This is a genomic window from Luteimonas terricola (genome assembly GCF_004352845.1).
Taxonomy (GTDB): Bacteria; Pseudomonadota; Gammaproteobacteria; order Xanthomonadales; family Xanthomonadaceae; genus Luteimonas; species Luteimonas terricola.
The window spans coordinates 835688-861664 of record NZ_SJRX01000001.1; the positions used below are offsets into that span (position 1 = coordinate 835688).

General features: G+C 65.7%; 29 protein-coding genes and 1 tRNA gene. All 30 read right to left on the bottom strand.

Going from position 1 to position 25977, the window contains the following annotated elements:
• Nucleotides 1-8: 8 nt before the first annotated feature.
• The 30 genes from rpsH to tuf (E2169_RS04025) all read right to left on the bottom strand — a co-directional run bounded on the left by rpsH (nt 9) and on the right by tuf (E2169_RS04025) (nt 25945).
• Nucleotides 9-404 carry a 30S ribosomal protein S8 gene (rpsH, locus tag E2169_RS03880; protein WP_132985258.1) on the bottom strand — a complete coding sequence of 132 codons (396 nt, stop codon included), beginning with the start codon at nt 402-404 and terminating at the stop codon, nt 9-11.
• A gap of 80 nt (nt 405-484) precedes the next feature.
• Nucleotides 485-790 carry a 30S ribosomal protein S14 gene (gene rpsN / locus E2169_RS03885; RefSeq protein ID WP_132985259.1) on the bottom strand — a complete coding sequence of 102 codons (306 nt, stop codon included), beginning with the start codon at nt 788-790 and terminating at the stop codon, nt 485-487.
• 21 nt (nt 791-811) lie between these two features.
• A complete protein-coding gene (rplE, locus tag E2169_RS03890; RefSeq protein WP_132985260.1) occupies nt 812-1351 on the bottom strand; it encodes a 50S ribosomal protein L5 in 540 nt (179 codons plus the stop codon).
• Nucleotides 1352-1361: 10 nt separating this feature from the next.
• Nucleotides 1362-1676, bottom strand: a complete 315-nt coding sequence (gene rplX, locus E2169_RS03895) for a 50S ribosomal protein L24 (protein ID WP_132985261.1) — start codon at nt 1674-1676, stop codon at nt 1362-1364.
• Nucleotides 1677-1698: 22 nt separating this feature from the next.
• Nucleotides 1699-2067, bottom strand: a complete 369-nt coding sequence (gene rplN / locus E2169_RS03900) for a 50S ribosomal protein L14 (RefSeq protein WP_132985262.1) — start codon at nt 2065-2067, stop codon at nt 1699-1701.
• A gap of 12 nt (nt 2068-2079) precedes the next feature.
• Nucleotides 2080-2346, bottom strand: a complete 267-nt coding sequence (gene rpsQ, locus E2169_RS03905) for a 30S ribosomal protein S17 (RefSeq protein WP_132985263.1) — start codon at nt 2344-2346, stop codon at nt 2080-2082.
• Between the two features lie 13 nt (nt 2347-2359).
• The gene (rpmC, locus tag E2169_RS03910; protein ID WP_132985264.1) at nt 2360-2545 is read right to left on the bottom strand and encodes a 50S ribosomal protein L29; all 186 of its coding nucleotides are present in this window, start codon (nt 2543-2545) and stop codon (nt 2360-2362) included.
• The gene (gene rplP, locus E2169_RS03915; protein WP_132985265.1) at nt 2545-2958 is read right to left on the bottom strand and encodes a 50S ribosomal protein L16; all 414 of its coding nucleotides are present in this window, start codon (nt 2956-2958) and stop codon (nt 2545-2547) included. Before rplP ends, rpmC begins: the two co-directional genes overlap by 1 nt.
• Nucleotides 2959-2961: 3 nt before the next feature.
• Nucleotides 2962-3702: a 30S ribosomal protein S3 gene (rpsC, locus tag E2169_RS03920; protein WP_132985266.1), complete on the bottom strand. Its 741-nt coding sequence runs from the start codon at nt 3700-3702 to the stop codon at nt 2962-2964.
• Between the two features lie 4 nt (nt 3703-3706).
• Nucleotides 3707-4042 (bottom strand): 50S ribosomal protein L22, encoded by a 336-nt coding sequence (rplV, locus tag E2169_RS03925; RefSeq protein ID WP_132985267.1) that lies wholly within the window; start codon nt 4040-4042, stop codon nt 3707-3709.
• Nucleotides 4043-4052: 10 nt separating this feature from the next.
• Nucleotides 4053-4319, bottom strand: coding sequence for a 30S ribosomal protein S19 (gene rpsS, locus E2169_RS03930; RefSeq protein ID WP_132985268.1), 267 nt, complete (start codon nt 4317-4319; stop codon nt 4053-4055).
• Between the two features lie 6 nt (nt 4320-4325).
• The gene (gene rplB / locus E2169_RS03935) at nt 4326-5153 is read right to left on the bottom strand and encodes a 50S ribosomal protein L2 (protein WP_132985269.1); all 828 of its coding nucleotides are present in this window, start codon (nt 5151-5153) and stop codon (nt 4326-4328) included.
• Nucleotides 5154-5163: 10 nt separating this feature from the next.
• Nucleotides 5164-5463 carry a 50S ribosomal protein L23 gene (gene rplW / locus E2169_RS03940; RefSeq protein WP_132985270.1) on the bottom strand — a complete coding sequence of 100 codons (300 nt, stop codon included), beginning with the start codon at nt 5461-5463 and terminating at the stop codon, nt 5164-5166.
• Entirely contained in the window at nt 5460-6065 is a 606-nt protein-coding gene (gene rplD, locus E2169_RS03945; RefSeq protein WP_132985271.1) for a 50S ribosomal protein L4, read from the bottom strand. The genes rplW and rplD overlap by 4 nt, the downstream gene beginning before the upstream one ends.
• An 11-nt stretch (nt 6066-6076) precedes the next feature.
• A complete protein-coding gene (gene rplC / locus E2169_RS03950; protein WP_132985272.1) occupies nt 6077-6730 on the bottom strand; it encodes a 50S ribosomal protein L3 in 654 nt (217 codons plus the stop codon).
• A 10-nt stretch (nt 6731-6740) separates the two neighbouring features.
• Complete coding sequence (gene rpsJ, locus E2169_RS03955; protein ID WP_024891232.1) at nt 6741-7052, bottom strand: 30S ribosomal protein S10; 312 nt, start codon at nt 7050-7052, stop codon at nt 6741-6743.
• A 470-nt stretch (nt 7053-7522) separates the two neighbouring features.
• On the bottom strand, nt 7523-8713 hold the full coding sequence (gene tuf / locus E2169_RS03960) for an elongation factor Tu (protein ID WP_132985273.1): 1191 nt from the start codon (nt 8711-8713) through the stop codon (nt 7523-7525).
• A gap of 52 nt (nt 8714-8765) precedes the next feature.
• Nucleotides 8766-10856, bottom strand: a complete 2091-nt coding sequence (fusA, locus tag E2169_RS03965; protein ID WP_132985274.1) for an elongation factor G — start codon at nt 10854-10856, stop codon at nt 8766-8768.
• 129 nt (nt 10857-10985) lie between these two features.
• Nucleotides 10986-11453 carry a 30S ribosomal protein S7 gene (gene rpsG / locus E2169_RS03970; protein ID WP_132985275.1) on the bottom strand — a complete coding sequence of 156 codons (468 nt, stop codon included), beginning with the start codon at nt 11451-11453 and terminating at the stop codon, nt 10986-10988.
• 61 nt (nt 11454-11514) lie between these two features.
• Entirely contained in the window at nt 11515-11889 is a 375-nt protein-coding gene (gene rpsL / locus E2169_RS03975) for a 30S ribosomal protein S12 (protein ID WP_132985276.1), read from the bottom strand.
• Between the two features lie 278 nt (nt 11890-12167).
• A complete protein-coding gene (rpoC, locus tag E2169_RS03980) occupies nt 12168-16412 on the bottom strand; it encodes a DNA-directed RNA polymerase subunit beta' (protein ID WP_132985277.1) in 4245 nt (1414 codons plus the stop codon).
• 89 nt (nt 16413-16501) lie between these two features.
• Complete coding sequence (gene rpoB / locus E2169_RS03985; protein ID WP_132985278.1) at nt 16502-20659, bottom strand: DNA-directed RNA polymerase subunit beta; 4158 nt, start codon at nt 20657-20659, stop codon at nt 16502-16504.
• A gap of 228 nt (nt 20660-20887) precedes the next feature.
• On the bottom strand, nt 20888-21259 hold the full coding sequence (gene rplL, locus E2169_RS03990) for a 50S ribosomal protein L7/L12 (protein WP_132985279.1): 372 nt from the start codon (nt 21257-21259) through the stop codon (nt 20888-20890).
• A gap of 68 nt (nt 21260-21327) precedes the next feature.
• Nucleotides 21328-21852 (bottom strand): 50S ribosomal protein L10, encoded by a 525-nt coding sequence (gene rplJ / locus E2169_RS03995; protein ID WP_132985280.1) that lies wholly within the window; start codon nt 21850-21852, stop codon nt 21328-21330.
• A gap of 345 nt (nt 21853-22197) precedes the next feature.
• The gene (gene rplA / locus E2169_RS04000) at nt 22198-22896 is read right to left on the bottom strand and encodes a 50S ribosomal protein L1 (protein WP_132985281.1); all 699 of its coding nucleotides are present in this window, start codon (nt 22894-22896) and stop codon (nt 22198-22200) included.
• A gap of 4 nt (nt 22897-22900) precedes the next feature.
• The gene (rplK, locus tag E2169_RS04005) at nt 22901-23329 is read right to left on the bottom strand and encodes a 50S ribosomal protein L11 (protein ID WP_132985282.1); all 429 of its coding nucleotides are present in this window, start codon (nt 23327-23329) and stop codon (nt 22901-22903) included.
• 182 nt (nt 23330-23511) lie between these two features.
• On the bottom strand, nt 23512-24084 hold the full coding sequence (gene nusG, locus E2169_RS04010; protein ID WP_132985283.1) for a transcription termination/antitermination protein NusG: 573 nt from the start codon (nt 24082-24084) through the stop codon (nt 23512-23514).
• Nucleotides 24085-24101: 17 nt separating this feature from the next.
• Complete coding sequence (gene secE / locus E2169_RS04015) at nt 24102-24485, bottom strand: preprotein translocase subunit SecE (protein ID WP_132985284.1); 384 nt, start codon at nt 24483-24485, stop codon at nt 24102-24104.
• Between the two features lie 24 nt (nt 24486-24509).
• Nucleotides 24510-24585: transfer RNA gene (locus E2169_RS04020), tRNA-Trp, on the bottom strand.
• A 169-nt stretch (nt 24586-24754) separates the two neighbouring features.
• On the bottom strand, nt 24755-25945 hold the full coding sequence (tuf, locus tag E2169_RS04025) for an elongation factor Tu (protein ID WP_132985273.1): 1191 nt from the start codon (nt 25943-25945) through the stop codon (nt 24755-24757).
• Nucleotides 25946-25977: the final 32 nt, after the last annotated feature.

Sequence of the window (25977 nt, forward strand, 5' to 3'; positions counted from 1 at the left end):
TGACTCCCTTAGGCCACGAAGCACAGAACCTCGCCGCCGACGCCCTGCTGGCGCGCCTGCGTATCGGTCATGATGCCCTTCGAGGTGGAGATGATGGCGATGCCGAGGCCGTTGAGGACCTTCGGCAGCTCGGACTTGCCACGGTAATGGCGCAGGCCCGAGCGCGAAATGCGCTGCATGCGCTCGATGACCGGACGGCCCTCGTAATACTTCAGCTCGATCTCGAGCTCGGCCTTGGCGCCGTTCTCGGTCACGCGCGCGCCTGCGATGTAGCCTTCGTCCTGCAGCACCTTGGCGATGGCCACCTTGGTCTTGGAGGACGGCATCTTCACCGTCGGCTTGCCAACAGCCGCCGCATTGCGCATGCGGGTCAGCATATCGGCGATGGGATCAGTCATGCTCATTGATTGTTACCTTTGAGTGCACCGATATCCGCGGGATTGCGAATTCGTTGAAACCGGCCCGGCGGGCCGGCGTACTACTGTTACCAGCTGGCCTTGCGCAGGCCGGGCACGTCGCCACGCATGGTGGCTTCGCGCAGCTTGTTGCGGCCCAGGCCGAACTTCTTGTACACGGCGCGCGGACGGCCGGTCAGCGCGCAGCGGGTGGTCTGGCGCGAGGGCGAGGAGTCGCGGGGCAGCTTCTGCAGCCTGACCGCGGCGTCCATCCTTTCCTCGTAGCTCGCCGACTCGCTGCTGACGATCTTCTTCAGCTCGTCGCGCTTGGCGGCGAACTTCTTCGCCAGCTTCGCGCGCTTCACTTCGCGGTTGACCATCGAGGTCTTTGCCATAGTGTGGTGTCCTGAGGTCTGTTAGCGGAACGGGAAGCGGAAGGCTTCGAGCAGCGCCTTGGCTTCCTCGTTGGTCTTCGCCGTGGTGGTGATGGCGATGTCCATGCCACGCAGGGCATCGACCTGGTCGAAGTCGACCTCCGGGAAGATGATCTGCTCCTTCACGCCCATGTTGTAGTTGCCACGGCCGTCGAACGACCGGGCCGACACGCCGCGGAAGTCGCGGACGCGCGGCAGCGCGACGTTGACCAGGCGGTCGAAGAACTCGTACATCCGGGCGCGGCGCAGCGTGACCTTGCAGCCGATCGGCCAGCCGTCGCGGATCTTGAACGACGCCACCGAGACGCGCGACTTCGTCACCAGCGCCTTCTGGCCGGAGATCTTGGCCATGTCGGCGGTGGCGTGCTCGAGCACCTTCTTGTTTGCGGCAGCCTCACCCACGCCCATGTTGAGCGTGATCTTGCTCAGGCGCGGAACCTGCATCGGATTGGTGTAGCCGAACTGCTCGGTGAGCTTCGGCACCACTTCTTCCTTGTAGAACTTTTCCAGGCGGGTCGTCATTTCACATTCCTCAGGCGTCAATCGCCTCACCGCTCGAGCGGAACACGCGTACGCGGCGTCCATCCTCGAGGATCTTGGTACCAATGCGCTCGCCCTTGCCGCTGGCAGGGTTGAAGTGCATCACGTTCGACGCGTCGACCGGCGCTTCGCGCTCGATCACGCCACCGGGCTGGTTGGCCTGGGGATTGGGCTTGGTATGGCGCTTGATGATGTTCACGTTGGAGACGACGACCTTGTCGCCGAGCACCCGGACCACCTCGCCCTGCTTGCCCTTGTCCTTGCCGGCGGTGACGATCACGCGGTCACCCTTCTTGATACGGTTCATGTTGGCTTCCTCTTCGACCGGCTCAGAGCACTTCGGGTGCGAGCGAGACGATCTTCATGAACTTCTCGGAGCGCAGCTCGCGGGTCACAGGCCCGAAGATGCGGGTGCCGATCGGCTCCTGCTTGTTGTTGAGCAGCACGGCGGCGTTGCCGTCGAAGCGGATCAGCGAACCGTCGGGACGGCGAACACCCTTGCGGGTGCGCACCACGACGGCGTCGTAGACTTCGCCCTTCTTGACCTTGCCGCGCGGGATGGCGTCCTTGACGGACACCTTGATGATGTCGCCGATGCCGGCGTAGCGGCGCTTGGAGCCGCCCAGCACCTTGATGCACATCACTTCCTTGGCGCCGGAGTTGTCGGCCACGCCGAGGTGGCTCTGCATCTGGATCATTTCGGAGCCTCCTTATTCAGCCGCGCGCGCGACGATCTCGACGACGCGCCAGTTCTTGGTCTTGGACATCGGCGCGATCTCCACGACGCGGACGGTATCGCCCTCGCTGCAGGAGTTCTCGGCGTCGTGCGCGTGCAGCTTGGTCGAGCGACGGATGTACTTGCCGTACAGCGCGTGCTTGACCTGGCGCTCTACGAGCACCGTCACGGTCTTGTCCATCTTGTTGCTGACAACGCGGCCTTCGACCGTGCGCAGCTTCTTTTCGGTGTTTTCGGTCATGTCTGCCCGGTCCTTACTGCTTCGCGCCGAGCAGGGTATTGACGCGAGCGATCTCGCGGCGTACCCGACGGGCGTCGTGGGTCTTGGCGAGCTGGCCGGTCGCCTTCTGCATGCGCAGCGAGAACTGCTCTTTCTGCAGCTCGAGAAGGTGCGCCTTCAGATCGTCCGAAGACTTCTGGCGGAGTTCCTTGATGTCCATCAGCGCACCGTCCGGGTCACGAAAGTGGTGGTGACCGAGAGCTTGGCGGCAGCCAGGCGGAACGCCTCGCGTGCGGTCGCCTCGTCGACGCCCTCGATCTCGTAGATCATGCGGCCGGGCTGGATCTGGGCGACCCAGAACTCCACGTTGCCCTTGCCCGAGCCCATGCGGACTTCGATCGGCTTCTTGCTGATCGGCTTGTCGGGGAACACGCGGATCCACATCTTGCCGCCGCGCTTTACGTGGCGGCTGATGGCACGACGCGCGGACTCGATCTGGCGAGCGGTCAGCTGGCCGGTCTGAGTGGCCTTGAGGCCGAACTCGCCGAAGCTGACGGCGTTGCCGCTCCAGGCCAGGCCGTCGTTGCGGCCCTTGTGCATCTTGCGGTATTTGGTTCGCTTGGGTTGCAGCATGACTTAGTCCCTCGCCTCGCGATCACGACGCGGGCCGCGCGGACGCTCGCGATCACCGCGGTCGCCACGCTCGCCACGCGGCGAATCGTCCTGCTTTTCCTGGCCGACCTGGGCGAAGTCGAAGATCTCGCCCTTGTAGACCCATGTCTTGATTCCGATGATGCCGTACTGGGTCTTCGCCTCGGCGAAGCCGTAATCGACGTCGGCGCGAAGCGTGTGCAGCGGCACGCGGCCTTCGCGGTACCACTCCGAACGCGCGATCTCGGCGCCGTTCAGGCGACCACCGACGTTGACCTTGATGCCCAGCGCGCCCAGGCGCATCGCGTTGCCGACGGCGCGCTTCATGGCGCGGCGGAACATGATGCGGCGCTCGAGCTGCTGCGCGATCGACTCGGCGACCAGCTGCGCGTCGAGCTCCGGCTTGCGGACCTCGGTGACGTTGATGTGCGCCGGGACGCCCATCATCGCGCTGACTTCCTTGCGCAGCTTCTCGATGTCCTCGCCGCGCTTGCCGATCACCACGCCCGGACGGGCGGTGTGGATCGTGACGCGCGCGGACTTCGAGGGACGCTCGATCAGGATCTTGCTGATGCCGGCCGCGGCGAGCTTCTTGCGAAGCATCTCGCGGACCTTCAGGTCCGAAACCAGGTAGTCGGCGTAATCCTTCTTGCCGGCGTACCACTTGGAGTTCCAGTCCTTGGAAACACCCAGGCGGAAGCCGATGGGATGAACTTTGTGACCCATATGCTTACTTCCCCTCGCCGACAACGACGGTAATGTGGCTGGTGCGCTTGAGGATCCGCGTGCCGCGACCCTTGGCGCGCGCCATGAAGCGCTTCAGCGTCGGGCCTTCGTCGACCATGATCGTCTTGACCTTGAGTTCGTCGACGTCGGCACCGAGATTGTTCTCGGCATTCGACGTGGCCGAGTACACGACCTTGTAGATCAGGTGCGCGGCCTTCTTGTCGCTGAACTTCAGCAGGTCGAGGGCGCGCGCGGCCGAGAGGCCGCGGACCTGGTCGGCGACCAGTCGCGCCTTCTGCGGGGAGATGCGCACGGAGCGCAGAATTGCCTTGGCTTCCATCGTCATCTCCTTAACGCGACTTCTTGTCGCCGCCATGACCCTTGAAGGTCCTGGTCAGGGCGAACTCGCCGAGCTTGTGGCCGACCATGTTCTCGTTGACGAGCACCGGGACGTGGTTGCGACCGTTGTGGACGGCGATGGTGAAGCCCACCATCTCCGGAAGCACCATCGAACGGCGCGACCAGGTCTTGATCGGACGCTTGGTGTTGCCCGCGGCTTCCACCTTCTTGACGAGGTGGTGGTCGACGAACGGACCCTTCTTGAGTGAACGTGCCATGGTCGATTAGCTCCTGCGATCGCGCACGATGAACTGCTGCGTCCGCTTGTTGTGGCGGGTCTTGTAACCCTTGGTCGGCACGCCCCAGGGGGTGACCGGATGCGGGTTGCCCTGGCCGGCCTTGGCCTCGCCGCCGCCGTGCGGGTGGTCGACGGGGTTCATGGCGGCGCCACGCACGGTCGGCTTGACGCCGCGCCAGCGCTTCGCGCCCGCCTTGCCCAGCTTCTGCAGGTTGTGCTCGACGTTGCCGACTTCGCCGATGGTGGCGCGGCACTCGCTCGGCACGCGGCGCATCTCGCCCGAACGCAGGCGGAGGGTCGCGTACACGCCTTCGCGGGCCACCAGCTGCACGCCGGCACCGGCGGCACGGGCGATCTGCGCGCCCTTGCCCGGCTTCATCTCGATGCAGTGCACGGTGGAACCGACCGGAATGTTGCGCAGCGGCAGGCTGTTGCCGGCGCGGATCGGGGCATCGTTGCCCGCGATCACCTGGTCGCCGGCCTTCAGGCCCTTGGGCGCGATGATGTAGCGGCGCTCACCGTCCACGTACAGCAGCAGCGCGATGTGCGCGGTGCGGTTGGGGTCGTACTCGAGCCGCTCGACGCGCGCGGGAATACCTTCCTTGTCGCGCTTGAAGTCGATGATGCGGTAGTGCTGCTTGTGCCCACCGCCCATGTGGCGGGTGGTGATGCGACCGTGATGGTTGCGGCCACCGGTCTTGCTCTGCGGCTCGAGCAGCGGTGCGTAGGGGGCGCCCTTGTGCAGCTCGGGCGCGACCACGCGTACGGCGGAGCGGCGACCGGCAGAGGTGGGCTTGAATTTCATCAATGGCATGGGAGCTTCCTCAGGCCTTGGCGTTCATGACGTCGATCGACTGGCCGTCGGCGAGCTTCACGTACGCCTTGCGCCAGTCGCCGCGACGGCCGTTGCGGTTGCGGAAGGCTTTCTGCTTGCCCTTCACGTTCAGCACGTTGACCGACTCGACCTTGACGTCGAACAGCTTCTCGACGGCGGTCTTGATGTCGGCCTTGGTGGCATCGGTCGACACTTCGAACGCGTACTGGTTGGACACTTCCTGCAGGCGCGCGGTCTTCTCGGACACGCGCGGCGCACGGATCAGTGCATAGAGCTTGGCGTCGTTCATGCCAGCCACTCCTCGATCTTCTTCACGGCGTCGGCGGTGACCAGCACGCTGTCGGCACCGACCAGCGAAACCGGGTCCAGGCCCTGCACGTCGCGGATCTCGACGTAGGGCAGGTTGCGTGCCGACAGGTACAGGTGCTCCGAGGCGTCCTCGGTGACGATCAGCGGCCGGCGGCCGAGATCGAAGCCCTTGAGCTTCTCGATCAGGCCACTGGTCTTCGTTTCTTCGACATCGAAGGAATCGACGACCTGCAGGCGGCCCTGGCGGTTGAGCTCGGACAGGATCGCCGACATCGCCGCGCGGTACATCTTGCGGTTGACCTTCTGCTCGAAGCTGCGCGGCTTGGCCGCGAACGTCACGCCGCCGCCGACGAAGATCGGGGCCGTCAGGGCGCCATGACGCGCGCCGCCGCCCTTCTGCTTCTTCGACTTCTTGGTCGTGCCGCTGACTTCCGAGCGCGTCTTCTGCGCCTTGGTGCCGGCGCGGCCGGCGTTGCGGTACGCAACCACGACCTGGTGGACCAGGTCCCGGTTGAACTCGCGGCCGAAGACCACGTCGGAAACCGACATCTTGTTGCTGCTACCGGTGATAGAGAGTTCCATTGCCATCTCCCTTATGCCTTGCTCGCGGGACGTACGATCACGTCTCCGCCCGGCGCGCCCGGAACCGCACCCTTCACGGCGATCAGGCCGCGCTCGGCGTCGACCCGGACCACCTGGAGGTTCTGCGTGCTCTGGCGCACGGCGCCCATGTGACCGGACATCTTCTTGCCCGGGAACACGCGACCCGGCGTCTGCCGCTGGCCGATCGAGCCAGGCGAGCGGTGCGACAGCGAGTTGCCGTGCGTCGCGTCACCCATGCTGAAGTTCCAGCGCTTGATCGTGCCCTGGAAGCCCTTGCCCTTGGTCACGCCCTCGACGTCGACCATCTGGCCCACTTCGAAGATGTCGGCCTTGACTTCGCCGCCCACTTCGAAGCCGCCGATCTGGTCGTCGGCGACGCGGAATTCCCACAGGCCACGACCCGCTTCCACCTTGGCCTTGGCCAGGTGACCGGCCTCGGGCTTGTTCACCAGCACGGCGCGCTTGCTGCCGACGGCGACCTGCACGGCGCTGTAGCCGTCGGTCTCGCTGGTCTTCACCTGGGTGATGCGGTTCGGGGTGGCTTCGATCAGGGTCACCGGGATGGACTGGCCGTCCTCGGTGAACACCCGGCTCATGCCGGCCTTGCGGCCGACGATACCCAGCGAATACTTCTTCGCAGTCATGTCAGCGGCCTCAGGTCAGCTTGATCTGGACGTCGACGCCGGCCGCGAGCTCGAGCTTCATCAGCGCGTCCACGGTCTTGTCGTTGGGGTCGACGATGTCAAGCACGCGCTTGTGCGTGCGGGTTTCGTACTGGTCACGCGCATCCTTGTCGACGTGCGGGGACGTCAGGATCGTGTAACGCTCGATCTTGGTCGGCAGGGGGATCGGGCCGCGCACCTGCGCACCCGTCCGCTTTGCCGTTTCGACGATCTCGCTGGCAGAACGGTCGATCAGTCGATGATCGAACGCCTTCAGCCGGATCCGGATTTTCTGGTCCGCCATGACGGAATTCCTTCGTTGAAAGAGCGACGGGCCCGCGGCTGGGTGCGCGGAACCCCATGTGGATTCAATGATTTCCGGAGCCCAAAACCCTGCGCGCCGGAAACCTTCCCTGCAAAAAACGAGGCAGGCCGGTCACCCGGCCCGCCCAGACTGAGAAGCGAACGCGACGATTCCCCTGGTTCGTCATGTCCCGAAAAGCTTCGGAACGAACCGGGGTACTGCCGCGCGACATGTTCCCTGTCTGGCGAAAACGAGGTGCGTCCTGCCCCTCATTTCGCAGTTCCGGCGAAGGCCCGAGGGCGTTCGCCGAAGTGGTCAACGATTATAGCTGGCTTCCAGGACAAAGCGCAACACCTGGAACCCGAAAAAGGCCGTCGGCGTGAGCCGATGGCCACTGGCGCTGTCCGGACCACCGGTCCGGATCAACGGCAGCACGTATCACGGCGGCAAGGCCGCCGGAATACGCTGGTTTACTTGATGATCTTGGCAACCACGCCCGCGCCGACGGTCCGGCCGCCTTCGCGGATCGCGAAGCGCAGGCCCTCGTCCATCGCGATCGGGTTGATCAGCGTCACCACCATCTTCACGTTGTCGCCCGGCATCACCATCTCCACGCCCTCCGGCAGCTCGCAGGCGCCGGTGATGTCCGTGGTGCGGAAGTAGAACTGCGGACGGTAGCCCTTGAAGAACGGCGTGTGGCGGCCGCCCTCGTCCTTCGACAGCACGTACACCTCGGCCTCGAAGTCCGTGTGCGGCTTGATCGAACCCGGCTTGCACAGCACCTGGCCGCGCTCCACGTCGTCGCGCTTGGTGCCGCGCAGCAGCAGGCCGGCATTGTCGCCCGCCTGGCCCTGGTCCAGCAGCTTGCGGAACATCTCGACGCCGGTGACGGTCGTCTTGACGGTCGGACGGATGCCGACGATCTCGATTTCCTCACCCACCTTGATGATCCCGCGCTCGATGCGACCGGTCACCACCGTGCCGCGACCCGAAATCGAGAACACGTCCTCGACCGGCATCAGGAACGGCTTGTCCACGTCACGCTCGGGCTCCGGAATCCACGTGTCCAGCGCCTCGACCAGCTTGATGATCGCCGGCACGCCGATGTCCGACTGGTCGCCTTCCAGCGCCTTCAGCGCCGAACCCTGGATGATCGGGGTGTCGTCGCCCGGGAAGTCGTACTTCGACAGCAGCTCGCGCACTTCCATCTCGACGAGCTCCATCAGCTCGGCGTCGTCCACCATGTCGGCCTTGTTCAGGAACACCACGATGTACGGCACGCCCACCTGGCGTGCCAGCAGGATGTGCTCGCGCGTCTGCGGCATCGGGCCGTCGGCCGCCGAACACACCAGGATCGCGCCGTCCATCTGCGCCGCACCGGTGATCATGTTCTTCACGTAGTCGGCGTGCCCCGGGCAGTCGACGTGCGCATAGTGGCGGGTCGGCGATTCGTACTCGACGTGCGAGGTCGAGATCGTGATCCCGCGCGCCTTCTCTTCCGGCGCCTTGTCGATCGCGTCGTAGGCGTGGAACTCGCCGCCGAAGCGTTCCGCACCGATCTTCGTCAGCGCCGCCGTCAGCGTCGTCTTGCCGTGGTCCACGTGACCGATCGTGCCCACGTTCACGTGGGGCTTGGTGCGCTCGAACTTACCCTTGGCCATGATTGCTGTCTCTTCGAAAGTTGGTTGACTTGGTCGCCGTCTCTGGCGCCGCTTACTTCTTCTTCACCACTTCTTCGGCGATGTTCGACGGCGCTTCCGCATAGTGGTCGAATTCCATCGTGAAGGTGGCGCGACCCTGCGACATCGAGCGCAGGCTGGTGGCGTAGCCGAACATCTCGCCCAGCGGGATCATCGCATTGATGATCTTGCCCGTCGGGCTGTCGTCCTGGCCCTGGAGGATGCCGCGACGACGACTGACGTCGCCCATCACGTCGCCCAGGTAATCCTCGGGGCTGACGATCTCGACCTTCATTACCGGCTCGAGCAGCACCGGGCTGGCCTTGCTGAAGCCTTCCTTGAAGCCCATCGAACCGGCGATCTTGAACGCCATTTCCGACGAGTCGACCTCGTGGTACGAACCGTCGTACAGCTTCACCTTGACGTCCACGATCGGGTAGCCGGCAAGGATGCCGTTGGCGACCGCTTCCTGGATACCCTTGTCGACGGCCGGGATGTATTCCTTGGGCACCACGCCGCCAACGATCGCGTTCTCGAACTCGTAGCCCGTACCCGGCTCCTGCGGCGAGATCTCGAGCCACACGTGACCGAACTGGCCCTTGCCGCCCGACTGGCGCACGAACTTGCCTTCGCACTTCACCGTCTTGCGGATGGTCTCGCGGTAGGCGACCTGCGGCTTGCCGACGTTGGCCTCGACGTTGAACTCGCGCTTCATGCGGTCGACAAGGATGTCCAGGTGCAGCTCGCCCATGCCGGCGATGATGGTCTGGCCGGACTCTTCGTCGGTGCGCACGCGGAACGAGGGATCTTCCTGCGCCAGGCGACCGAGCGCGACACCCATCTTTTCCTGGTCCGACTTGGTCTTCGGCTCCACGGCCATCGAGATGACAGGCTCCGGGAAGATCATGCGCTCGAGCGTGATGATCGCGTCCTGGGCGCACAGCGTATCGCCGGTGGACACGTCCTTCAGACCTACGGCGGCGGCGATGTCACCGGCGCGGACTTCCTTGATCTCGTTGCGGTCGTTGGAATGCATCTGCAGCAGGCGGCCGATGCGCTCCTTGCGCGACTTGATCGGGTTGTAGACCTGGTCGCCGGCGTTGAGCACGCCCGAGTAGACGCGGAAGAAGGTCAGCGAACCGACGAAGGGGTCGGTGATGATCTTGAACGCCAGCGCCGAGAACGGTGCCTTGTCCTCCGCCGGGCGGGTCTCGGTCTGCTCGCTCTCGTTGATGCCCTGCACCGCCGGACGGTCGAGCGGCGACGGCAGCAGCTGGATCACGCCGTCGAGCATCGCCTGCACGCCCTTGTTCTTGAACGCGGTGCCGCAGTACACCGGCACGATCTCGACGTTCAGGGTGCGCAACCGCAGGCCGGCAACGATTTCTTCCTGGCTGAGCTCGCCGCCCTCGAGGTACTTGTCCATCAGCTCTTCGGTGGCCTCGGCCGCCGATTCGACCATGAAGGCACGCGCCGCGATGGCCTTGTCGGCCAGGCTGGCCGGAATCTCGCGGTACTCGAACACCATGCCCTGCGAGGCGGTATCCCAATGGATCGCCTTCATCTTCAGCAGGTCGACGACGCCCTCGAAACCGTCCTCGGCGCCGATCGGCACCTGCATCGGCACCGGGCTCGCGCCCAGGCGCGACTTCAGCTGGCCAACGACCTTGTCGAAGTTGGCGCCGGTACGGTCCATCTTGTTGACGAACGCCATGCGCGGCACCTGGTACTTGTTGGCCTGGCGCCACACGGTCTCGGACTGCGGCTGCACGCCACCGACGGCGCACAGCACGAAGACGGCGCCGTCGAGCACGCGCAGGGAGCGCTCGACCTCGATGGTGAAGTCGACGTGCCCGGGGGTATCGATGATGTTGAAGCGGTGCTGCGGCAGCGACTTGTCCATGCCCGACCAGAAGGCGGTGGTGGCCGCCGACTGGATCGTGATGCCACGCTCCTGCTCCTGCTCCATCCAGTCCATGGTCGCGGCGCCGTCGTGCACTTCGCCCAGCTTGTGGCTGACACCGGTGTAGAACAGGATGCGCTCGGACGTGGTGGTCTTGCCGGCATCGATGTGGGCCATGATGCCGAAGTTGCGGTAGCGGTCGATGGGAGTGGTGCGGGCCACGGCGGTCTCTCTATATGTTGTCCGCAGACGCGGACGTGCGGAATTGGTTCCGGATGGCCGAATGCCGCCCTGCGGCGGCACCCGGCTACGCGTTGATCGGGCCGGCGCGCTGCGCGCGGCCTGGTGCCGTTACCAGCGGTAGTGCGCGAAAGCCTTGTTGGCCTCGGCCATGCGGTGCGTTTCCTCGCGCTTCTTGATCGCGCCACCGCGGCTCTCGGATGCGTCGATCAGCTCGCCGGCAAGCTTGCGCGGCATGCTGTTCTCGCCGCGCTTGCGGGCGGCATCGATCAGCCAGCGCATCGCCAGCGCCATGCGGCGCGACTGACGCACTTCGACCGGCACCTGGTAGGTGGAGCCGCCAACGCGGCGGGACTTCACCTCGACCGACGGCGAAATGTTGCCAAGCGCTTTCTCGACGACTTCCAGCGGGTTCGGGTTCTTCTCGCCGATGACGTCCATGGCGCCGTAGACGATCTTCTCGGCGACGGACTTCTTGCCGCTGTACATGACCATGTTGATGAAGCGGGCGATCGTCTCGCTGCCATGCTTCGGGTCGGGCAGCACCGAGCGCTGCGGGGTGTTTCCTTTACGCGACATTGTTCTTGTGCCTTTTCAGTATCTGGTTCGAAGGGCGGGACAATCCAGGGACAGGAGCGGATCAGCCCTTCGGACGCTTGGCGCCGTACTTGGAGCGGGCCTGCCTGCGCTTGGCGACGCCGGCGGCGTCGAGCGAGCCACGGACGGTGTGGTAGCGCACGCCCGGGAGGTCCTTGACGCGACCGCCGCGGATCAGCACCACCGAGTGCTCCTGCAGGTTGTGGCCTTCGCCACCGATGTAGGAGATGACCTCGTAGCCGTTGGTCAGGCGCACCTTGGCCACCTTGCGAAGGGCCGAGTTCGGCTTCTTCGGGGTGGTGGTGTACACGCGCGTGCACACGCCGCGACGCTGCGGGCAGTTCTGCAGCGCGGGGGAGTTGCTCTGGTAGGTTTCCGGGCTGCGCGGCTTGCGCACAAGCTGGTTGATCGTTGCCATCGGTGTCGGGTCTTCTGCTTCCGGGCGCGGGGCCCGCGGTGGTGTATGAAAACGAAGGCAGGCGGAATGAACCCAGCCTGCCGAGACGGAAAAGTATAGCCTGCGCCGACGACCAGCGTCAACGCATGCGATGACCGGGCAGGCGACGCCCCGGTACCCGGAGCGCGGCCTGGGCCGCAGTCTTCTTTCCCGCCCTTCCTGGGCCGAACACGAGGCGCCTCCATGGCACCTCATTTCGGAATCTGGGACGGCCCCGTGGGGCCGTCACTAACGGTGGATCAGTCTTCGGCGCCCTGGGCCGGAGGAGCATCGCCCCCCTCGACGGGCGCCGTTTCCTCGGCGACGGACTCTGCCACGGTGACCCCGGACAGGGCATCCATCTCGGACTCGGTCAGCCCCGAGGCGTTCTTGCGGCGCTGCGTATGGTACGCCATGCCGGTGCCCGCTGGGATCAGCCGGCCGACGATCACGTTCTCCTTCAGGCCGCGCAGGCCGTCGCGGGTGCCGCGGACGGCCGCCTCGGTCAGCACGCGGGTGGTCTCCTGGAAGGAGGCCGCCGAGATGAACGACTCGGTGGCCAGCGAGGCCTTGGTGATGCCCAGCAGCACGGGGGCGAAGTACACCGGGAGCTCGCCCTTGGCGTTCAGCTTCTCGTTGTCCTCGATCACGCGCTGGCGCTCGGCCTGCTCGCCATTGAGGAAGCGGCTGTCGCCGGCGTCGGTGATCTCGACCTTGCGCAGCATCTGGCGAACGATCACCTCGATGTGCTTGTCGTTGATCTTCACGCCCTGCAGGCGATAAACGTCCTGGATTTCCTTGGTCAGGTACGACGCAAGCTCTTCGACGCCCTTCAGGCGCAGGATGTCCTGCGGACTCGGCTCGCCGTCCACCACGGTCTCGCCCTTCTCCACGTGCTCGCCTTCGAACACGATGATCTGGCGGTACTTCGGGATCAGCTCCTCGTGGTCGTCGCCATCGGCACCCTTGATGATCAGGCGCTGCTTGCCCTTGGTGTCCTTGCCGAAGCTGACCACGCCCGACTTCTCGGCGAGGATCGCCGGGTCCTTGGGCTTGCGCGCCTCGAACAGGTCGGCCACGCGCGGCAGGCCGCCGGTGATGTCGCGGGTCTTGGAGGCTTCCTGCGGAATCTTGGCCACCACGTCGCCCACGCCCACCGCGTCGCCGTCCTGCATGTTGACGATCGAGCGCGGCGGCAGCATGTACTGCGCCGGCAGGTCGGTGCCCGGGATGTTGAGGCCCTCGCCGGTCTTCGCATCGACGATGCGGATCAGCGGACGCAGGTCCTTGCCCTGGGAGCCGCGGCGCTTGGGATCGGTGATCTCGCGCGAGGCCAGGCCGGTCAGGTCATCGGTCTTCTCGATCACGGTGACGCCGTCGATGAAGTCGACGAAGCGGACCACGCCCTTCACTTCCGACACGATCGGATGGGTGTGCGGGTCCCAGGTCGCGATGGTCTGGCCGGCCTTGACCGCCATGCCGTCCTTCGCGTTGATGGTCGCGCCGTAGGGCAGCTTGTAGCGCTCGCGCTCGCGGCCGTGCTGGTCGAGCACCGAGATCTCGCCCGAGCGCGACACGCCGACCAGGTGTCCATCGCCGTGCGACACCGACTTGACGTTGTTGAACTTCACCGAGCCGGTGGTCTTCACGGTCACGTTGTCGATCGCCGCCGCACGCGAGGCCGCGCCACCGATGTGGAACGTACGCATGGTCAGCTGGGTACCCGGCTCGCCGATCGACTGCGCGGCGACCACGCCCACGGCCTCGCCGTGGTTGACCAGGTGGCCACGACCAAGGTCACGACCGTAGCAGTGCGCGCACACGCCGAACGAGGACTCGCAGGTGATCGTCGAGCGGACCTGGATGGTCTGCACGCCGGCGTCCTCGAGCTTCTGCACCCAGGCCTCGTCGAGCAGGGTGTTGCGGGTCACGACGGGCTCGTCATCGTTGCCGGGCAGGAACACGTCCTCGGCCACGACGCGGCCCAGCACGCGGTCCTTCAGCGGCTCGACCACGTCGCCGCCTTCCACGATCGGGGTCATGGTCAGGCCGTCATGGGTGCCACAGTCGGTCTCGGTGATCACCACGTCCTGCGCCACGTCGACCAGGCGACGGGTCAGGTAGCCGGAGTTCGCGGTCTTCAGCGCGGTGTCCGCCAGGCCCTTTCGGGCACCGTGGGTCGAGATGAAGTACTGCTGGACGTTCAGGCCCTCGCGAAAGTTCGAGGTGATCGGAGTCTCGATGATCGAGCCGTCGGGCTTGGCCATCAGGCCGCGCATGCCCGCCAGCTGGCGGATCTGCGCCTGCGAACCACGGGCGCCGGAGTCGGCCATGATGAAGACCGAGTTCATCGACTTCTGCTCGACCTTCTCGCCCTTGGCGTTGGTCACGATCTCGGTACCGATGGTCTTCATCATCGCCTGGGCGACGCGTTCGTTGGTGCGCGACCAGATGTCGACCACCTTGTTGTAGCGCTCGCCGGCGGTGACCAGGCCCGACTGGTACTGCTGCTGGATCTCCAGCACCTCGGCCTCGGCCTCGGCGAGGATGCCCTTCTTCTCGTCGGGGATGGTCATGTCGTCGATGCCGATCGACACGCCGGCGCGCGTGGCGTACGCGAAGCCGGTGTACATCAGCTTGTCGGCGAACACGACCGTGTCCTTCAGGCCGAGCATGCGGTAGCAGGAGTTGATCAGGCGGCTGATGTTCTTCTTGGTCAGCTCGACGTTGGCCAGCGCGAAGGGCAGGCCCTCGGGCAGGATCTCGGCCAGCAGCGCGCGACCGACCGTGGTGTCCACGATCGAGGTCTTCTTCTGCGGGTTGCCGTCCTCGTCGATCACCGTCCCGTCAATGCGCACCTTCACCTTGGCATGCAGGCCCGCGACCTTGCTGTCGTAGGCACGCTTGACCTCGGAGACGTTGGCGAACGCCATGCCCTCGCCCGGGGTGTTCTCCAGTGCGCGGGTCATGTAATACAGGCCCAGCACCACGTCCTGCGACGGCACGATGATCGGCTCGCCGTTGGCGGGCGACAGGATGTTGTTGGACGACATCATCAGCGCGCGCGCTTCCAGCTGGGCTTCCAGCGAGAGCGGCACGTGGACCGCCATCTGGTCGCCGTCGAAGTCGGCGTTGAACGCGGTGCAGACCAGCGGGTGCAGCTGGATGGCCTTGCCCTCGATCAGCACCGGCTCGAACGCCTGGATGCCGAGGCGGTGGAGCGTCGGCGCGCGGTTGAGCAGCACCGGGTGCTCGCGGATCACTTCTTCCAGGATGTCCCAGACTTCCGCTTCTTCGCGCTCCACCAGCTTCTTGGCGGCCTTGATCGTCGTGGCCAGGCCACGGCGCTGCAGCTTGGCGAAGATGAAGGGCTTGAACAGCTCCAGCGCCATCTTCTTCGGCAGGCCGCACTCGTGCAGGCGCAGCGTGGGGCCGACCACAATCACCGAACGGCCCGAGTAGTCGACGCGCTTGCCGAGCAGGTTCTGGCGGAACCGGCCCTGCTTGCCCTTGATCATGTCGGCCAGCGACTTGAGCGGGCGCTTGTTGGTGCCGGTGATGGCGCGGCCGCGGCGGCCGTTGTCCATCAGGGCGTCGACCGACTCCTGCAGCATGCGCTTCTCGTTGCGCACGATGATGTCGGGCGCGTTGAGTTCGAGCAGGCGACGCAGGCGGTTGTTGCGGTTGATGACGCGGCGGTACAGGTCGTTCAGGTCGGAGGTCGCGAAGCGGCCACCGTCCAGGGGAACCAGCGGGCGCAGGTCCGGCGGCAGCACCGGCAGCACGGTCATGACCATCCACTCGGGGCGGTTGCCCGACTCGAGGAAGGCCTCGACCAGCTTGATGCGCTTGGTCAGGCGCTTGAGCTTGGTCTCCGAACCGGTGGCGGCGACGTCTTCCTTCAGGCGCACCATCTCCGCCTGCAGGTCGATCGTGCGCAGCAGGTCGAACACGGCCTCGGCGCCCATGGCGGCGTCGAAGTCGTCGCCGTGCTCCTGGCGCATCTGCATGAACTGCTCTTCATTGAGCAGCTGGCCGCGCTCCATCGGGGTCAGGCCCGGCTCGGTGACGACGAACGCCTCGAAGTACAGGATGCGTTCGATGTCGCGCAGGGTCATGTCGAGCATCAGGCCGATGCGCGAGGGCAGCGACTTGAGGAACCAGATGTGCGCGGTCGGGCTGGCCAGGTCGATGTGGCCCATGCGCTCGCGGCGCACCTTTGCAAGGGTCACTTCCGTGCCGCACTTCTCGCACACCACGCCGCGGTGCTTCATGCGCTTGTACTTGCCGCACAGGCACTCGTAGTCCTTCACCGGCCCGAAGATGGCGGCGCAGAACAGGCCGTCGCGCTCGGGCTTGAAGGTGCGGTAGTTGATGGTCTCGGGCTTCTTCACCTCGCCGAACGACCACGAACGGATCAGGTCGGGCGAGGCCAGCGCGATCTTGATCGCGTCGAAGTCGAGCGTCGGGCGCTGCTGGTTGAACAGGTTCAGAAGGTCTTTCATGTGTTTCTCCGGGATCGGGAATCGAGGACGGGGCTGCGGTGCTTTCCGGTGGCGGGCGCGTCAGGCGCGCCCTGCCCCGGGCTGCGTCCTCAGTTCTCTTCCAGCTCCATGTTGATCGCGAGCGAGCGGATTTCCTTGACCAGCACGTTGAAGGACTCGGGCATGCCCGCGACCATCTCGTGTTCGCCGTCGACGATGTTCTTGTACATCTGGTTGCGGCCCTGCACGTCGTCGGACTTCACCGTCAACATTTCCTGCAGGGTGTAGGCCGCGCCGTAGGCTTCCAGGGCCCAGACCTCCATCTCGCCGAAGCGCTGGCCGCCGAACTGCGCCTTGCCGCCCAGCGGCTGCTGGGTAACGAGCGAGTACGGACCGGTCGAACGCGCGTGCATCTTGTCGTCGACCAGGTGGTTGAGCTTCAGCATGTGCATGTAACCCACGGTCACCTTGCGCTCGAAGGCATCACCGGTGCGGCCGTCGTACAGCTGCGCCTGGCCGCTGGTCGGCAGGTCGGCGAGTTCGAGCATGTGCTTGATCTCGGCCTCCTCCGCGCCGTCGAACACCGGGGTGGCCATCGGCACGCCGCCGGTCAGGTTCTTCGCCAGCACCAGCAGCTCCTCGTCGGAGAACTGCTTGAGGTCGACGCGCTGGCCGTGCAGCTTGTCGTCGTGGTTGTAGATCTGGTCGAGGAACTTGCGCAGCTCGGCGACCTTGGCCTGCGCCTGCAGCATGCGGTCGATCTTCTGCCCCAGGCCCTTGGCGGCCCAGCCCAGGTGGACCTCGAGGATCTGGCCGATGTTCATGCGGCTCGGCACGCCCAGCGGGTTGAGCACGATGTCCACGGTCTCGCCATTGGCCATGTGCGGCATGTCCTGCACCGGCACGATGGTCGAGACCACGCCCTTGTTGCCATGGCGGCCGGCCATCTTGTCGCCCGGCTGGATGCGGCGCTTCACCGCCAGGTACACCTTCACCATCTTCAGCACGCCCGGGGCGAGGTCGTCGCCCTGGGTGATCTTGCCGCGCTTGTCCTGGAAACGGCGCTCGAACTCTTCCTCGTGCACCTGGATCTGCTTGGCGGCGCGCTCGATCGCGTCGGCGACGGCGTCGTCCTTCATGCGCAGCTGCAGCCAGTCGGACTTCTTCAGGCCGTCAAGCACCAGCGAGGACACGGTATCGCCCTTCTTGACGCCCGGGCCGCCGTTGGCGACCTTGCCCAGCAGCTGCTCGCGCAGGCGGGCGTAGATCGCGCCCTCGAGGATGCGGAACTGGTCGTCGAAGTCCTTCTTGACGAGCTTGATCTCGCTTTCTTCGATCTGCTTGGCGCGCTTGTCCTTCTCGATGCCGTCGCGGGTGAAGACCTGCACGTCGATGACGGTGCCGTCCATGCCCGGCGGCACGCGCAGCGAGCTGTCCTTAACGTCCGAGGCCTTCTCGCCGAAGATCGCGCGCAGCAGCTTCTCTTCCGGGGTCAGCTGGCTTTCGCCCTTGGGCGTGACCTTGCCCACCAGGATGTCGCCGGCGCGGACCTCGGCGCCGATGTACACCACGCCCGACTCGTCGAGGCGGTTGAGCGCCTGTTCGGAGACGTTCGGGATGTCGGCGGAGATCTCCTCCGGGCCCAGCTTGGTGTCGCGGGCGACGGCGGTGAGCTCCTCGATGTGGATCGTGGTGTAACGGTCTTCCTTGACCACGCGCTCGGACAGGAGGATCGAGTCCTCGAAGTTGTAGCCGTTCCACGGCATGAACGCGACCAGCATGTTCTGGCCCAGGGCCAGCTCGCCGATGTCGGTCGAGGGACCGTCGGCCAGCACGTCGCCGCGCGCGACCACGTCGCCCACGTTGACCAGCGGGGTCTGGTTGATGCAGGTGTTCTGGTTGGAGCGCGTGTACTTGATCAGGTTGTAGATATCGACGCCGGCATCGGTCTCGCCGGAGATCTCGTCCTCGAACACCTTGACCACGATGCGGCCGGCGTCGATCTGCTCGATCACGCCGCCGCGGCGCGCGTTCACCGTCACGCCCGAGTCGCGCGCCACGGCGCGCTCGATGCCGGTGCCGACCAGCGGCTTCTCGCTGCGCAGCGTCGGCACGGCCTGGCGCTGCATGTTGGCGCCCATCAGCGCGCGGTTGGCATCGTCGTGCTCGAGGAACGGCACCAGCGCCGCCGCGACCGACACGGTCTGCATCGGCGAGACGTCCATGTAGTGGATCTCGCTCGGCGGCTTGAGCAGGTTCTCGCCCTGGAAGCGGCAGGCGATGAACGGCGCGTCCAGCTTGCCCTTCTCGTCCTGCGGCGCGTTCACCTGCGCGATGACGTACTCGTTCTCCTCGATCGCCGAGAGGAACTCGACGTCGTCGGTGACCTTGCCGTCCACGACCTTGCGGTACGGCGTCTCGAGGAAGCCGTAGTTGTTGGTGCGCGCGAACACGGCCAGCGAGTTGATCAGGCCGATGTTCGGGCCTTCCGGGGTCTCGATGGTGCAGACGCGGCCGTAATGGGTCGGGTGCACGTCGCGCACCTCGAAGCCGGCGCGCTCGCGGGTCAGGCCGCCCGGCCCAAGGGCCGACACGCGGCGCTTGTGGGTGACCTCGGACAGCGGGTTGTTCTGGTCCATGAACTGCGACAGCTGCGACGAACCGAAGAACTCCTTCACCGCCGCCGCGACCGGCTTGGCGTTGATCAGCTCCTGCGGCGTCAGGCCATCGGCCTCGGCCATGGTCAGGCGCTCGCGCACCGCGCGTTCCACGCGCACCAGGCCGACGCGGAACACGTTCTCGGCCATCTCGCCGACCGAGCGCACACGGCGGTTGCCGAGGTGGTCGATATCGTCGACCACGCCGCGACCGTTGCGGATCTCGGTCAGCACTTTCAGCACGTCGAGGATGTCGGAACTGTCGCCGCACTGCTCGCGCAGGCGGGCGGAGTCGTCGTCCTTGCGCTCGGCGAAATAGCGCGCGTCGTACAGCACCGGTGCACCGGTGGCGTCCTTGCGGCCGATGCGGCGGTTGAACTTCATCCGGCCCACGGCCGACAGGTCGTAGCGCTCGAAGGTGAAGAACAGGTTGTGGAACAGGTTCTGCGCGGCATCCTTGGTCGGCGGCTCGCCGGGACGCATCATGCGGTAGATCTCGACCAGGGCCTCGAGCTGGGTCTTGGTCGCGTCGATACGCAGGGTGTTGGACAGGTAGGCGCCACGATCCAGGTCGTTGGTCCAGATGGTGCCCACCGCGTCGACGCCGGCCTTGCGCAGGGCCTCCAGCATCTCGTCGGTGATCTCGTCGTTGGCCGAGGCCACCAGCTCGCCGGTGGCGGCGTCGATGACATCGTGCGAGAGCACGCGGCCGACGAGGTAGCTGTCGGGCACGGCCAGGGCTTCGATGCCGGAGTCGGTCAGCTGCTTGACGTGGCGCGCGGTGATGCGGCGGCCGGCCTCGACGATGACGCGATCACCGTCGGCCAGGTCGAAGTCGAGGGTTTCGCCGCGCAGGCGATCGGGCACCAGCGCCAGCTGCACGCCTTCCTCGGGATCGATGTGGAAATGGTTGATCTCGAAAAATTCGTGGAGCATCTCTTCGTTGGAGTAGCCCAGCGCGCGCAGCAGCACGCTGACCGGCAGCTTGCGGCGGCGGTCGATGCGGGTGAACAGCGCGTCCTTCGGGTCGAACTCGAAGTCCAGCCAGGAGCCGCGGTAGGGAATGACGCGGGCGCTGTACAGCAGCTTGCCCGAGCTGTGGGTCTTGCCGCGGTCATGGTCGAAGAACACGCCCGGCGAGCGGTGCAGCTGCGAGACGATGACGCGCTCGGTGCCGTTGACGATGAAGGTGCCGTTGTCGGTCATGAGCGGGATCTCGCCCATGTAGACCTCCTGCTCCTTCACGTACTTGATGGCCTTGCTGGACGACTCGCGGTCGTAGATCACCAGGCGCACGGTCACGCGCAGCGGGGCGCCGTAGCTCATGCCGCGCTGGCGGCACTCGCGCTCGTCGAACACCGGGGTGCCGAGCTTGTAGCCGACATACTCCAGCGCTGCGTAGCCGTTGTAACTGGTGATCGGGAACACGGATTTGAGGGCGGCGTGCAGGCCACGGTCCTCGCGACGCGCGGGATCCTTGCCGGCCTGCAGGAACTCGCGGTACGAGTCGACCTGGATGGCAAGCAGGAACGGCACTTCGAGGATCGAACGGCGCTTGCCGAAATCCTTGCGGATGCGCTTCTTCTCGGTGAACGAATATGACGTCGTCATGGGGAGCTACCGCCTTTGGCATCTGCGGGCCGCGCGCGGCGCGACCCAGGGGGAACAATGAACCGCCAGTTGGAAGTTGCTGGTATTGCCGGCACCAGCACGCCTTCTCCTGCTACTTCCAACTGCCGACTCGGTGTCGGTTCTATCCAGCCGCTACAACGGCCGAAGGCCGGGGGCTTACGCCCCCAGCCTCGTGGTCGCCTCGTGACGCAGGCGACGCGACAACGCTTACTTGACTTCGACCGTGGCGCCGGCCGCTTCCAGGTCCTTCTTGACCTTCTCGGCTTCTTCCTTCGAAGCGCCTTCCTTGACCACGCCACCGGCTTCGGTCAGGTCCTTGGCTTCCTTCAGGCCCAGGCCGGTGATCGCGCGGACCACCTTGATGACCTCGACCTTCTTGTCGCCGGCCGACTTCAGGGTGACGTTGAACTCGGTCTGCTCTTCGGCGGGGGCGGCGGCGGCGGCCGGACCGGCAGCCATGGCAACCGGGGCGGCGGCGGACACGCCGAACTTCTCTTCCATCGCCTTGACCAGCTCCATCACCTCGATGAGGGTCTTGCTGCTGATCGCTTCGATGATCTGCTCGTTGGAAAGGGACATCTCGATACCTCTGGTTATCTAATGTTGGAAAACGTCTGTGGTCGGTTGTCGACCGAACTGTTGTTGCCTCAAGCCGCCTTCTGCTGGCCAATCGCGCTCGTGGCGCGGGCGACCTGCGTCGCCGGCTCGGCCAGCACGCGCACCAGCATGGTGGCGGGCTGGACCATGACGCTGAGCAGCATCGACAGCGCTTCGTCACGCGTCGGGAGCGAAGCCAGGACATCCACATGGGAGCCCGGGTACTTCTGCCCGCCGATCGCCACGAGGCGCGGCTTCAGCTTGTCGTTCGCCTTGGCGAACTCCTTGATCAGGCGTCCGGCGGCGCCGGGGTCTTCCTTCGAGAAGGCATACAGCAGGGGACCGGTCAGCTCATCCTTGACGATGGCGTAATCGGTGTCCTCGACTGCACGCGAGACCAGGGTGTTCTTCGCGACCTTCAGGTACACGCCTTCGGCGCGCGCCTTCTTTCGCATGCTGGTCAACTGCTCGACGGTCAGGCCCACGTACTCCGCGGCAACCAGCGAGTGCGCCGTAGCGGCGACCTCGGCCAGTTCGGCAACGACTTCCTTCTTCTGGTTCAGATTGAGAGCCATTGCACTTCCTCCGTACTTCGCAATCCGGCCTGGCGCATCCGCGCCGGGCCGGTCCTTTGTCGACACCAGTCCCTTGGTGCCGGGGACGCCGCAAGCGGCATCCCGTTGGTGGCCGTTTTCCGTCTGGATCGATGAAGCCCTGATCTTCTGGAGGGTCGGCAACCATCTGCGCAGGCCCGTCGCCGCTCCCGCGGTTCGAGGATTAAGCGCCCTGCGGCGGCAACGACGGCGAATCCATGCCAGTTCGAGCATCCCTGCCCGTCGTCGCTGCCACGCAGGCCGCGCCTGCGGTCTTTGACGGCCCCGCCTCGGGCTTGCGCCCTTGGCGATGCCCTCAAAACCTTCTTACTTGAGCACCAGCGTCGACTGGTCCACGGCGACGCCGGGGCCCATGGTCGAGCTGACCGAAACCTTCTGCAGGTACTGGCCCTTGGCGGTGGCCGGCTTGGCCTTGACCAGGTCCATCAGCAGCGCCTGCAGGTTTTCCTTCAGGCGGCCCGACTCGAAGTCGGCCTTGCCGATGGTGCAGTGGATGATGCCGGCCTTGTCGGTGCGGTAGCGGACCTGGCCACCCTTGGCGTTCTTGACCGCCTCGCCCGGGTTCGCCGACACGGTGCCGACCTTCGGGTTGGGCATCAGGCCACGCGGGCCGAGCAGCGTGCCGAGCTTGCCGACCACGCGCATGGCGTCCGGGGTTGCGATGACGACGTCATAGCTGAGGTCGCCGCCCTGCATCTTCTCGGCCAGGTCGTCCATGCCGACGGCGTCGGCACCGGCGGCCAGGGCCTCTTCGGCCTTGGCACCGGCCGGGGCGAACACCGCCACGCGCACGGTCTTGCCGGTGCCCTGTGGCAGCACGGTCGAACCGCGGACCTGCTGGTCCGACTTGCGGGCGTCGACGCCCAGGCGCACGGCCACGTCGATGGCTTCGACGAACTTGGCCTTGCTGTTGTCCTTGACGATCTTCAGCGCTTCGTCGATGGCGTAGGCCTTGCCGGGGACGACCGCGGCCTGGCTGCTCTTCTGTCGCTTGGTCAGTGCCATGTCCTCAGCCCTCCACCGTCAGGCCCATCGAGCGGGCGGAGCCCTCGATGGTGCGAACCGCTGCGTCCAGGTCGGCCGCCGTCAGGTCGGCTTCCTTCATCTTCGCGATGTCCTCGAGCTGGGCCCGGGTGACCTTGCCCACCTTCTCGGTGTTGGGGCGCTTGGAGCCGCTCTGCACGCCGGCGACCTTCTTCAGCAGCACCGCGGCCGGGGTCGACTTGGTGATGAAGGTGAAGGTGCGGTCCGAGTACGCGGTGATGATCACCGGGGTCGGCAGACCGGGCTCGAGCTTCTGCGTGGCGGCGTTGAACGCCTTGCAGAACTCCATGATGTTCAGGCCGCGCTGGCCCAGGGCAGGACCGACCGGCGGCGAGGGGTTCGCCTGGCCTGCCTTGACCTGCAGCTTGATGTAGCCGATGACTTTCTTTGCCATGTGTCCTCTCCGGGTGCGAGCGCCTGTCAGGCTCCCCATCGGGCCGGGAATGCATACGCGTCCCGGTATCGCGTCGTCACGCGCAAAGGCCGCCAGGGCGGCGGCCAATGCGTTTTGCCCGATTTCAGGGCAGGAAGCCGCGTACTATAGCAGCTTCCGGATCATGCCGCCAAGGGGCGGGCTCAGGCCTTTTCGACCTGCCCGAACTCCAGCTCGACCGGGGTCGAGCGGCCGAAGATGAGCACGGCCACGCGCAGGCGGCTCTTCTCGTAGTTGACTTCCTCGACCACGCCGTTGAAGTCGTTGAAGGGGCCGTCGACGACGCGGACCATCTGGCCGGCCTCGAACAGGACCTTCGGACGGGGCTTCTCCACGCCTTCCTGCACGCGGGCGAGGATGGCGTCGGCCTCATCGTCGCGGATCGGCAGCGGCTGGGCGGCGGTACCGCCGATGAAGCCCATGACCTTGGGGGTTTCCTTGACCAGGTGCCAGCTCTCGCTGTCGATGCGCGGAATGCCGTCCTCGTCCCGGGTCGCGATCTGCACCAGGACATAGCCCGGGAAGAACTTGCGCTCCGAGCGGCGCTTCTGGCCAGAGCGCATCTCCACGACCTCCTCGGTCGGGACCATCACGTCGCCGAACCTCTCTTCCATCTCCATGCGCACGATGCGGTCGCGCAGCGCCTGCGCCACCGACTTCTCGAAGCCGGAATAGGCATGGACCACGTACCAGCGCTTGACGATCTCGGTTTCCATCGACTCAGACATCTCCATCAGTTACCGAGCAGCAGGCGGATGACCCATTGGATCACCAGGTCGAAGCCCGCCAGCATCAGGCTGATGAGCACGACGACCAGCATCACCACCCAGCTCATGCGCATGGCTTCCTGGCGGGTCGGCCAGACGACCTTGCGCAGCTCGAAGCGGGCCTCGGAGAGAAATTCGCGCGTCTGGTGGCCCTTGCCGCTGGTCAGGAAGACCACCAGCGCTGCGGCGGCACCACCGACCACGGCCAGCACGCGCAACGGCGTCGGCCACTGGCCGTCGAACCAGTAGAACGCGACCAGCCCGCCAAGAAGCAGCAGGGATGCGGCCACGTACTTGGCGACGTCAGTCGCCGAAGCCTGGTTCCTGGATTGTTCGACCCTGCTGTTCAAGTCGCTATCGCCCTCGTTGCGGCATGGCACGCCAGGAGGGACTCGAACCCCCAACCTGCGGTTTTGGAGACCGCTGCTCTGCCAATTGAGCTACTGGCGTGTACAAGAAATTGGCACCTCTTAGACGCCAACGGCGAGCCGCTCCCGACTCGCCCTGGCGTCGTCACCGGCCGTCGGCGTGAGCCGATGGCCACTGGCGCTGTCCGGACCACCGGTCCGGATCAACGGCAGCACGTATCACGGCGGCAAGGCCGCCGGAATACGCTGGTTTACTTGATGATCTTGGCAACCACGCCCGCGCCGACGGTCCGGCCGCCTTCGCGGATCGCGAAGCGCAGGCCCTCGTCCATCGCGATCGGGTTGATCAGCGTCACCACCATCTTCACGTTGTCGCCCGGCATCACCATCTCCACGCCCTCCGGCAGCTCGCAGGCGCCGGTGATGTCCGTGGTGCGGAAGTAGAACTGCGGACGGTAGCCCTTGAAGAACGGCGTGTGGCGGCCGCCCTCGTCCTTCGACAGCACGTACACCTCGGCCTCGAAGTCCGTGTGCGGCTTGATCGAACCCGGCTTGCACAGCACCTGGCCGCGCTCCACGTCGTCGCGCTTGGTGCCGCGCAGCAGCAGGCCGGCATTGTCGCCCGCCTGGCCCTGGTCCAGCAGCTTGCGGAACATCTCGACGCCGGTGACGGTCGTCTTGACGGTCGGACGGATGCCGACGATCTCGATTTCCTCACCCACCTTGATGATCCCGCGCTCGATGCGACCGGTCACCACCGTGCCGCGACCCGAAATCGAGAACACGTCCTCGACCGGCATCAGGAACGGCTTGTCCACGTCACGCTCGGGCTCCGGAATCCACGTGTCCAGCGCCTCGACCAGCTTGATGATCGCCGGCACGCCGATGTCCGACTGGTCGCCTTCCAGCGCCTTCAGCGCCGAACCCTGGATGATCGGGGTGTCGTCGCCCGGGAAGTCGTACTTCGACAGCAGCTCGCGCACTTCCATCTCGACGAGCTCCATCAGCTCGGCGTCGTCCACCATGTCGGCCTTGTTCAGGAACACCACGATGTACGGCACGCCCACCTGGCGTGCCAGCAGGATGTGCTCGCGCGTCTGCGGCATCGGGCCGTCGGCCGCCGAACACACCAGGATCGCGCCGTCCATCTGCGCCGCACCGGTGATCATGTTCTTCACGTAGTCGGCGTGCCCCGGGCAGTCGACGTGCGCATAGTGGCGGGTCGGCGATTCGTACTCGACGTGCGAGGTCGAGATCGTGATCCCGCGCGCCTTCTCTTCCGGCGCCTTGTCGATCGCGTCGTAGGCGTGGAACTCGCCGCCGAAGCGTTCCGCACCGATCTTCGTCAGCGCCGCCGTCAGCGTCGTCTTGCCGTGGTCCACGTGACCGATCGTGCCCACGTTCACGTGGGGCTTGGTGCGCTCGAACTTACCCTTGGCCATGATTGCGTATCTCGTTGAACGGTTGGATGGAG

Bases quoted from the DNA above. Each gene is read 5' to 3' on its own strand.
- rpsH (WP_132985258.1), bottom strand. From the start codon at position 404: ATGAGCATGACTGATCCCATCGCCGATATGCTGACCCGCATGCGCAAT.
- rpsN (WP_132985259.1), bottom strand. From the start codon at position 790: ATGGCAAAGACCTCGATGGTCAACCGCGAAGTGAAGCGCGCGAAGCTG.
- rplE (WP_132985260.1), bottom strand. From the start codon at position 1,351: ATGACGACCCGCCTGGAAAAGTTCTACAAGGAAGAAGTGGTGCCGAAG.
- rplX (WP_132985261.1), bottom strand. From the start codon at position 1,676: ATGAACCGTATCAAGAAGGGTGACCGCGTGATCGTCACCGCCGGCAAG.
- rplN (WP_132985262.1), bottom strand. From the start codon at position 2,067: ATGATCCAGATGCAGAGCCACCTCGGCGTGGCCGACAACTCCGGCGCC.
- rpsQ (WP_132985263.1), bottom strand. From the start codon at position 2,346: ATGACCGAAAACACCGAAAAGAAGCTGCGCACGGTCGAAGGCCGCGTT.
- rpmC (WP_132985264.1), bottom strand. From the start codon at position 2,545: ATGGACATCAAGGAACTCCGCCAGAAGTCTTCGGACGATCTGAAGGCG.
- rplP (WP_132985265.1), bottom strand. From the start codon at position 2,958: ATGCTGCAACCCAAGCGAACCAAATACCGCAAGATGCACAAGGGCCGC.
- rpsC (WP_132985266.1), bottom strand. From the start codon at position 3,702: ATGGGTCACAAAGTTCATCCCATCGGCTTCCGCCTGGGTGTTTCCAAG.
- rplV (WP_132985267.1), bottom strand. From the start codon at position 4,042: ATGGAAGCCAAGGCAATTCTGCGCTCCGTGCGCATCTCCCCGCAGAAG.
- rpsS (WP_132985268.1), bottom strand. From the start codon at position 4,319: ATGGCACGTTCACTCAAGAAGGGTCCGTTCGTCGACCACCACCTCGTC.
- rplB (WP_132985269.1), bottom strand. From the start codon at position 5,153: ATGCCATTGATGAAATTCAAGCCCACCTCTGCCGGTCGCCGCTCCGCC.
- rplW (WP_132985270.1), bottom strand. From the start codon at position 5,463: ATGAACGACGCCAAGCTCTATGCACTGATCCGTGCGCCGCGCGTGTCC.
- rplD (WP_132985271.1), bottom strand. From the start codon at position 6,065: ATGGAACTCTCTATCACCGGTAGCAGCAACAAGATGTCGGTTTCCGAC.
- rplC (WP_132985272.1), bottom strand. From the start codon at position 6,730: ATGACTGCGAAGAAGTATTCGCTGGGTATCGTCGGCCGCAAGGCCGGC.
- rpsJ (WP_024891232.1), bottom strand. From the start codon at position 7,052: ATGGCGGACCAGAAAATCCGGATCCGGCTGAAGGCGTTCGATCATCGA.
- tuf (WP_132985273.1), bottom strand. From the start codon at position 8,713: ATGGCCAAGGGTAAGTTCGAGCGCACCAAGCCCCACGTGAACGTGGGC.
- rpsG (WP_132985275.1), bottom strand. From the start codon at position 11,453: ATGTCGCGTAAAGGAAACACCCCGCAGCGCTCGGTGCTGCCCGACCCG.
- rpsL (WP_132985276.1), bottom strand. From the start codon at position 11,889: ATGGCAACGATCAACCAGCTTGTGCGCAAGCCGCGCAGCCCGGAAACC.
- rpoC (WP_132985277.1), bottom strand. From the start codon at position 16,412: ATGAAAGACCTTCTGAACCTGTTCAACCAGCAGCGCCCGACGCTCGAC.
- rpoB (WP_132985278.1), bottom strand. From the start codon at position 20,659: ATGACGACGTCATATTCGTTCACCGAGAAGAAGCGCATCCGCAAGGAT.
- rplL (WP_132985279.1), bottom strand. From the start codon at position 21,259: ATGTCCCTTTCCAACGAGCAGATCATCGAAGCGATCAGCAGCAAGACC.
- rplJ (WP_132985280.1), bottom strand. From the start codon at position 21,852: ATGGCTCTCAATCTGAACCAGAAGAAGGAAGTCGTTGCCGAACTGGCC.
- rplA (WP_132985281.1), bottom strand. From the start codon at position 22,896: ATGGCACTGACCAAGCGACAGAAGAGCAGCCAGGCCGCGGTCGTCCCC.
- rplK (WP_132985282.1), bottom strand. From the start codon at position 23,329: ATGGCAAAGAAAGTCATCGGCTACATCAAGCTGCAGGTCAAGGCAGGC.
- nusG (WP_132985283.1), bottom strand. From the start codon at position 24,084: ATGGAAACCGAGATCGTCAAGCGCTGGTACGTGGTCCATGCCTATTCC.
- tuf (WP_132985273.1), bottom strand. From the start codon at position 25,945: ATGGCCAAGGGTAAGTTCGAGCGCACCAAGCCCCACGTGAACGTGGGC.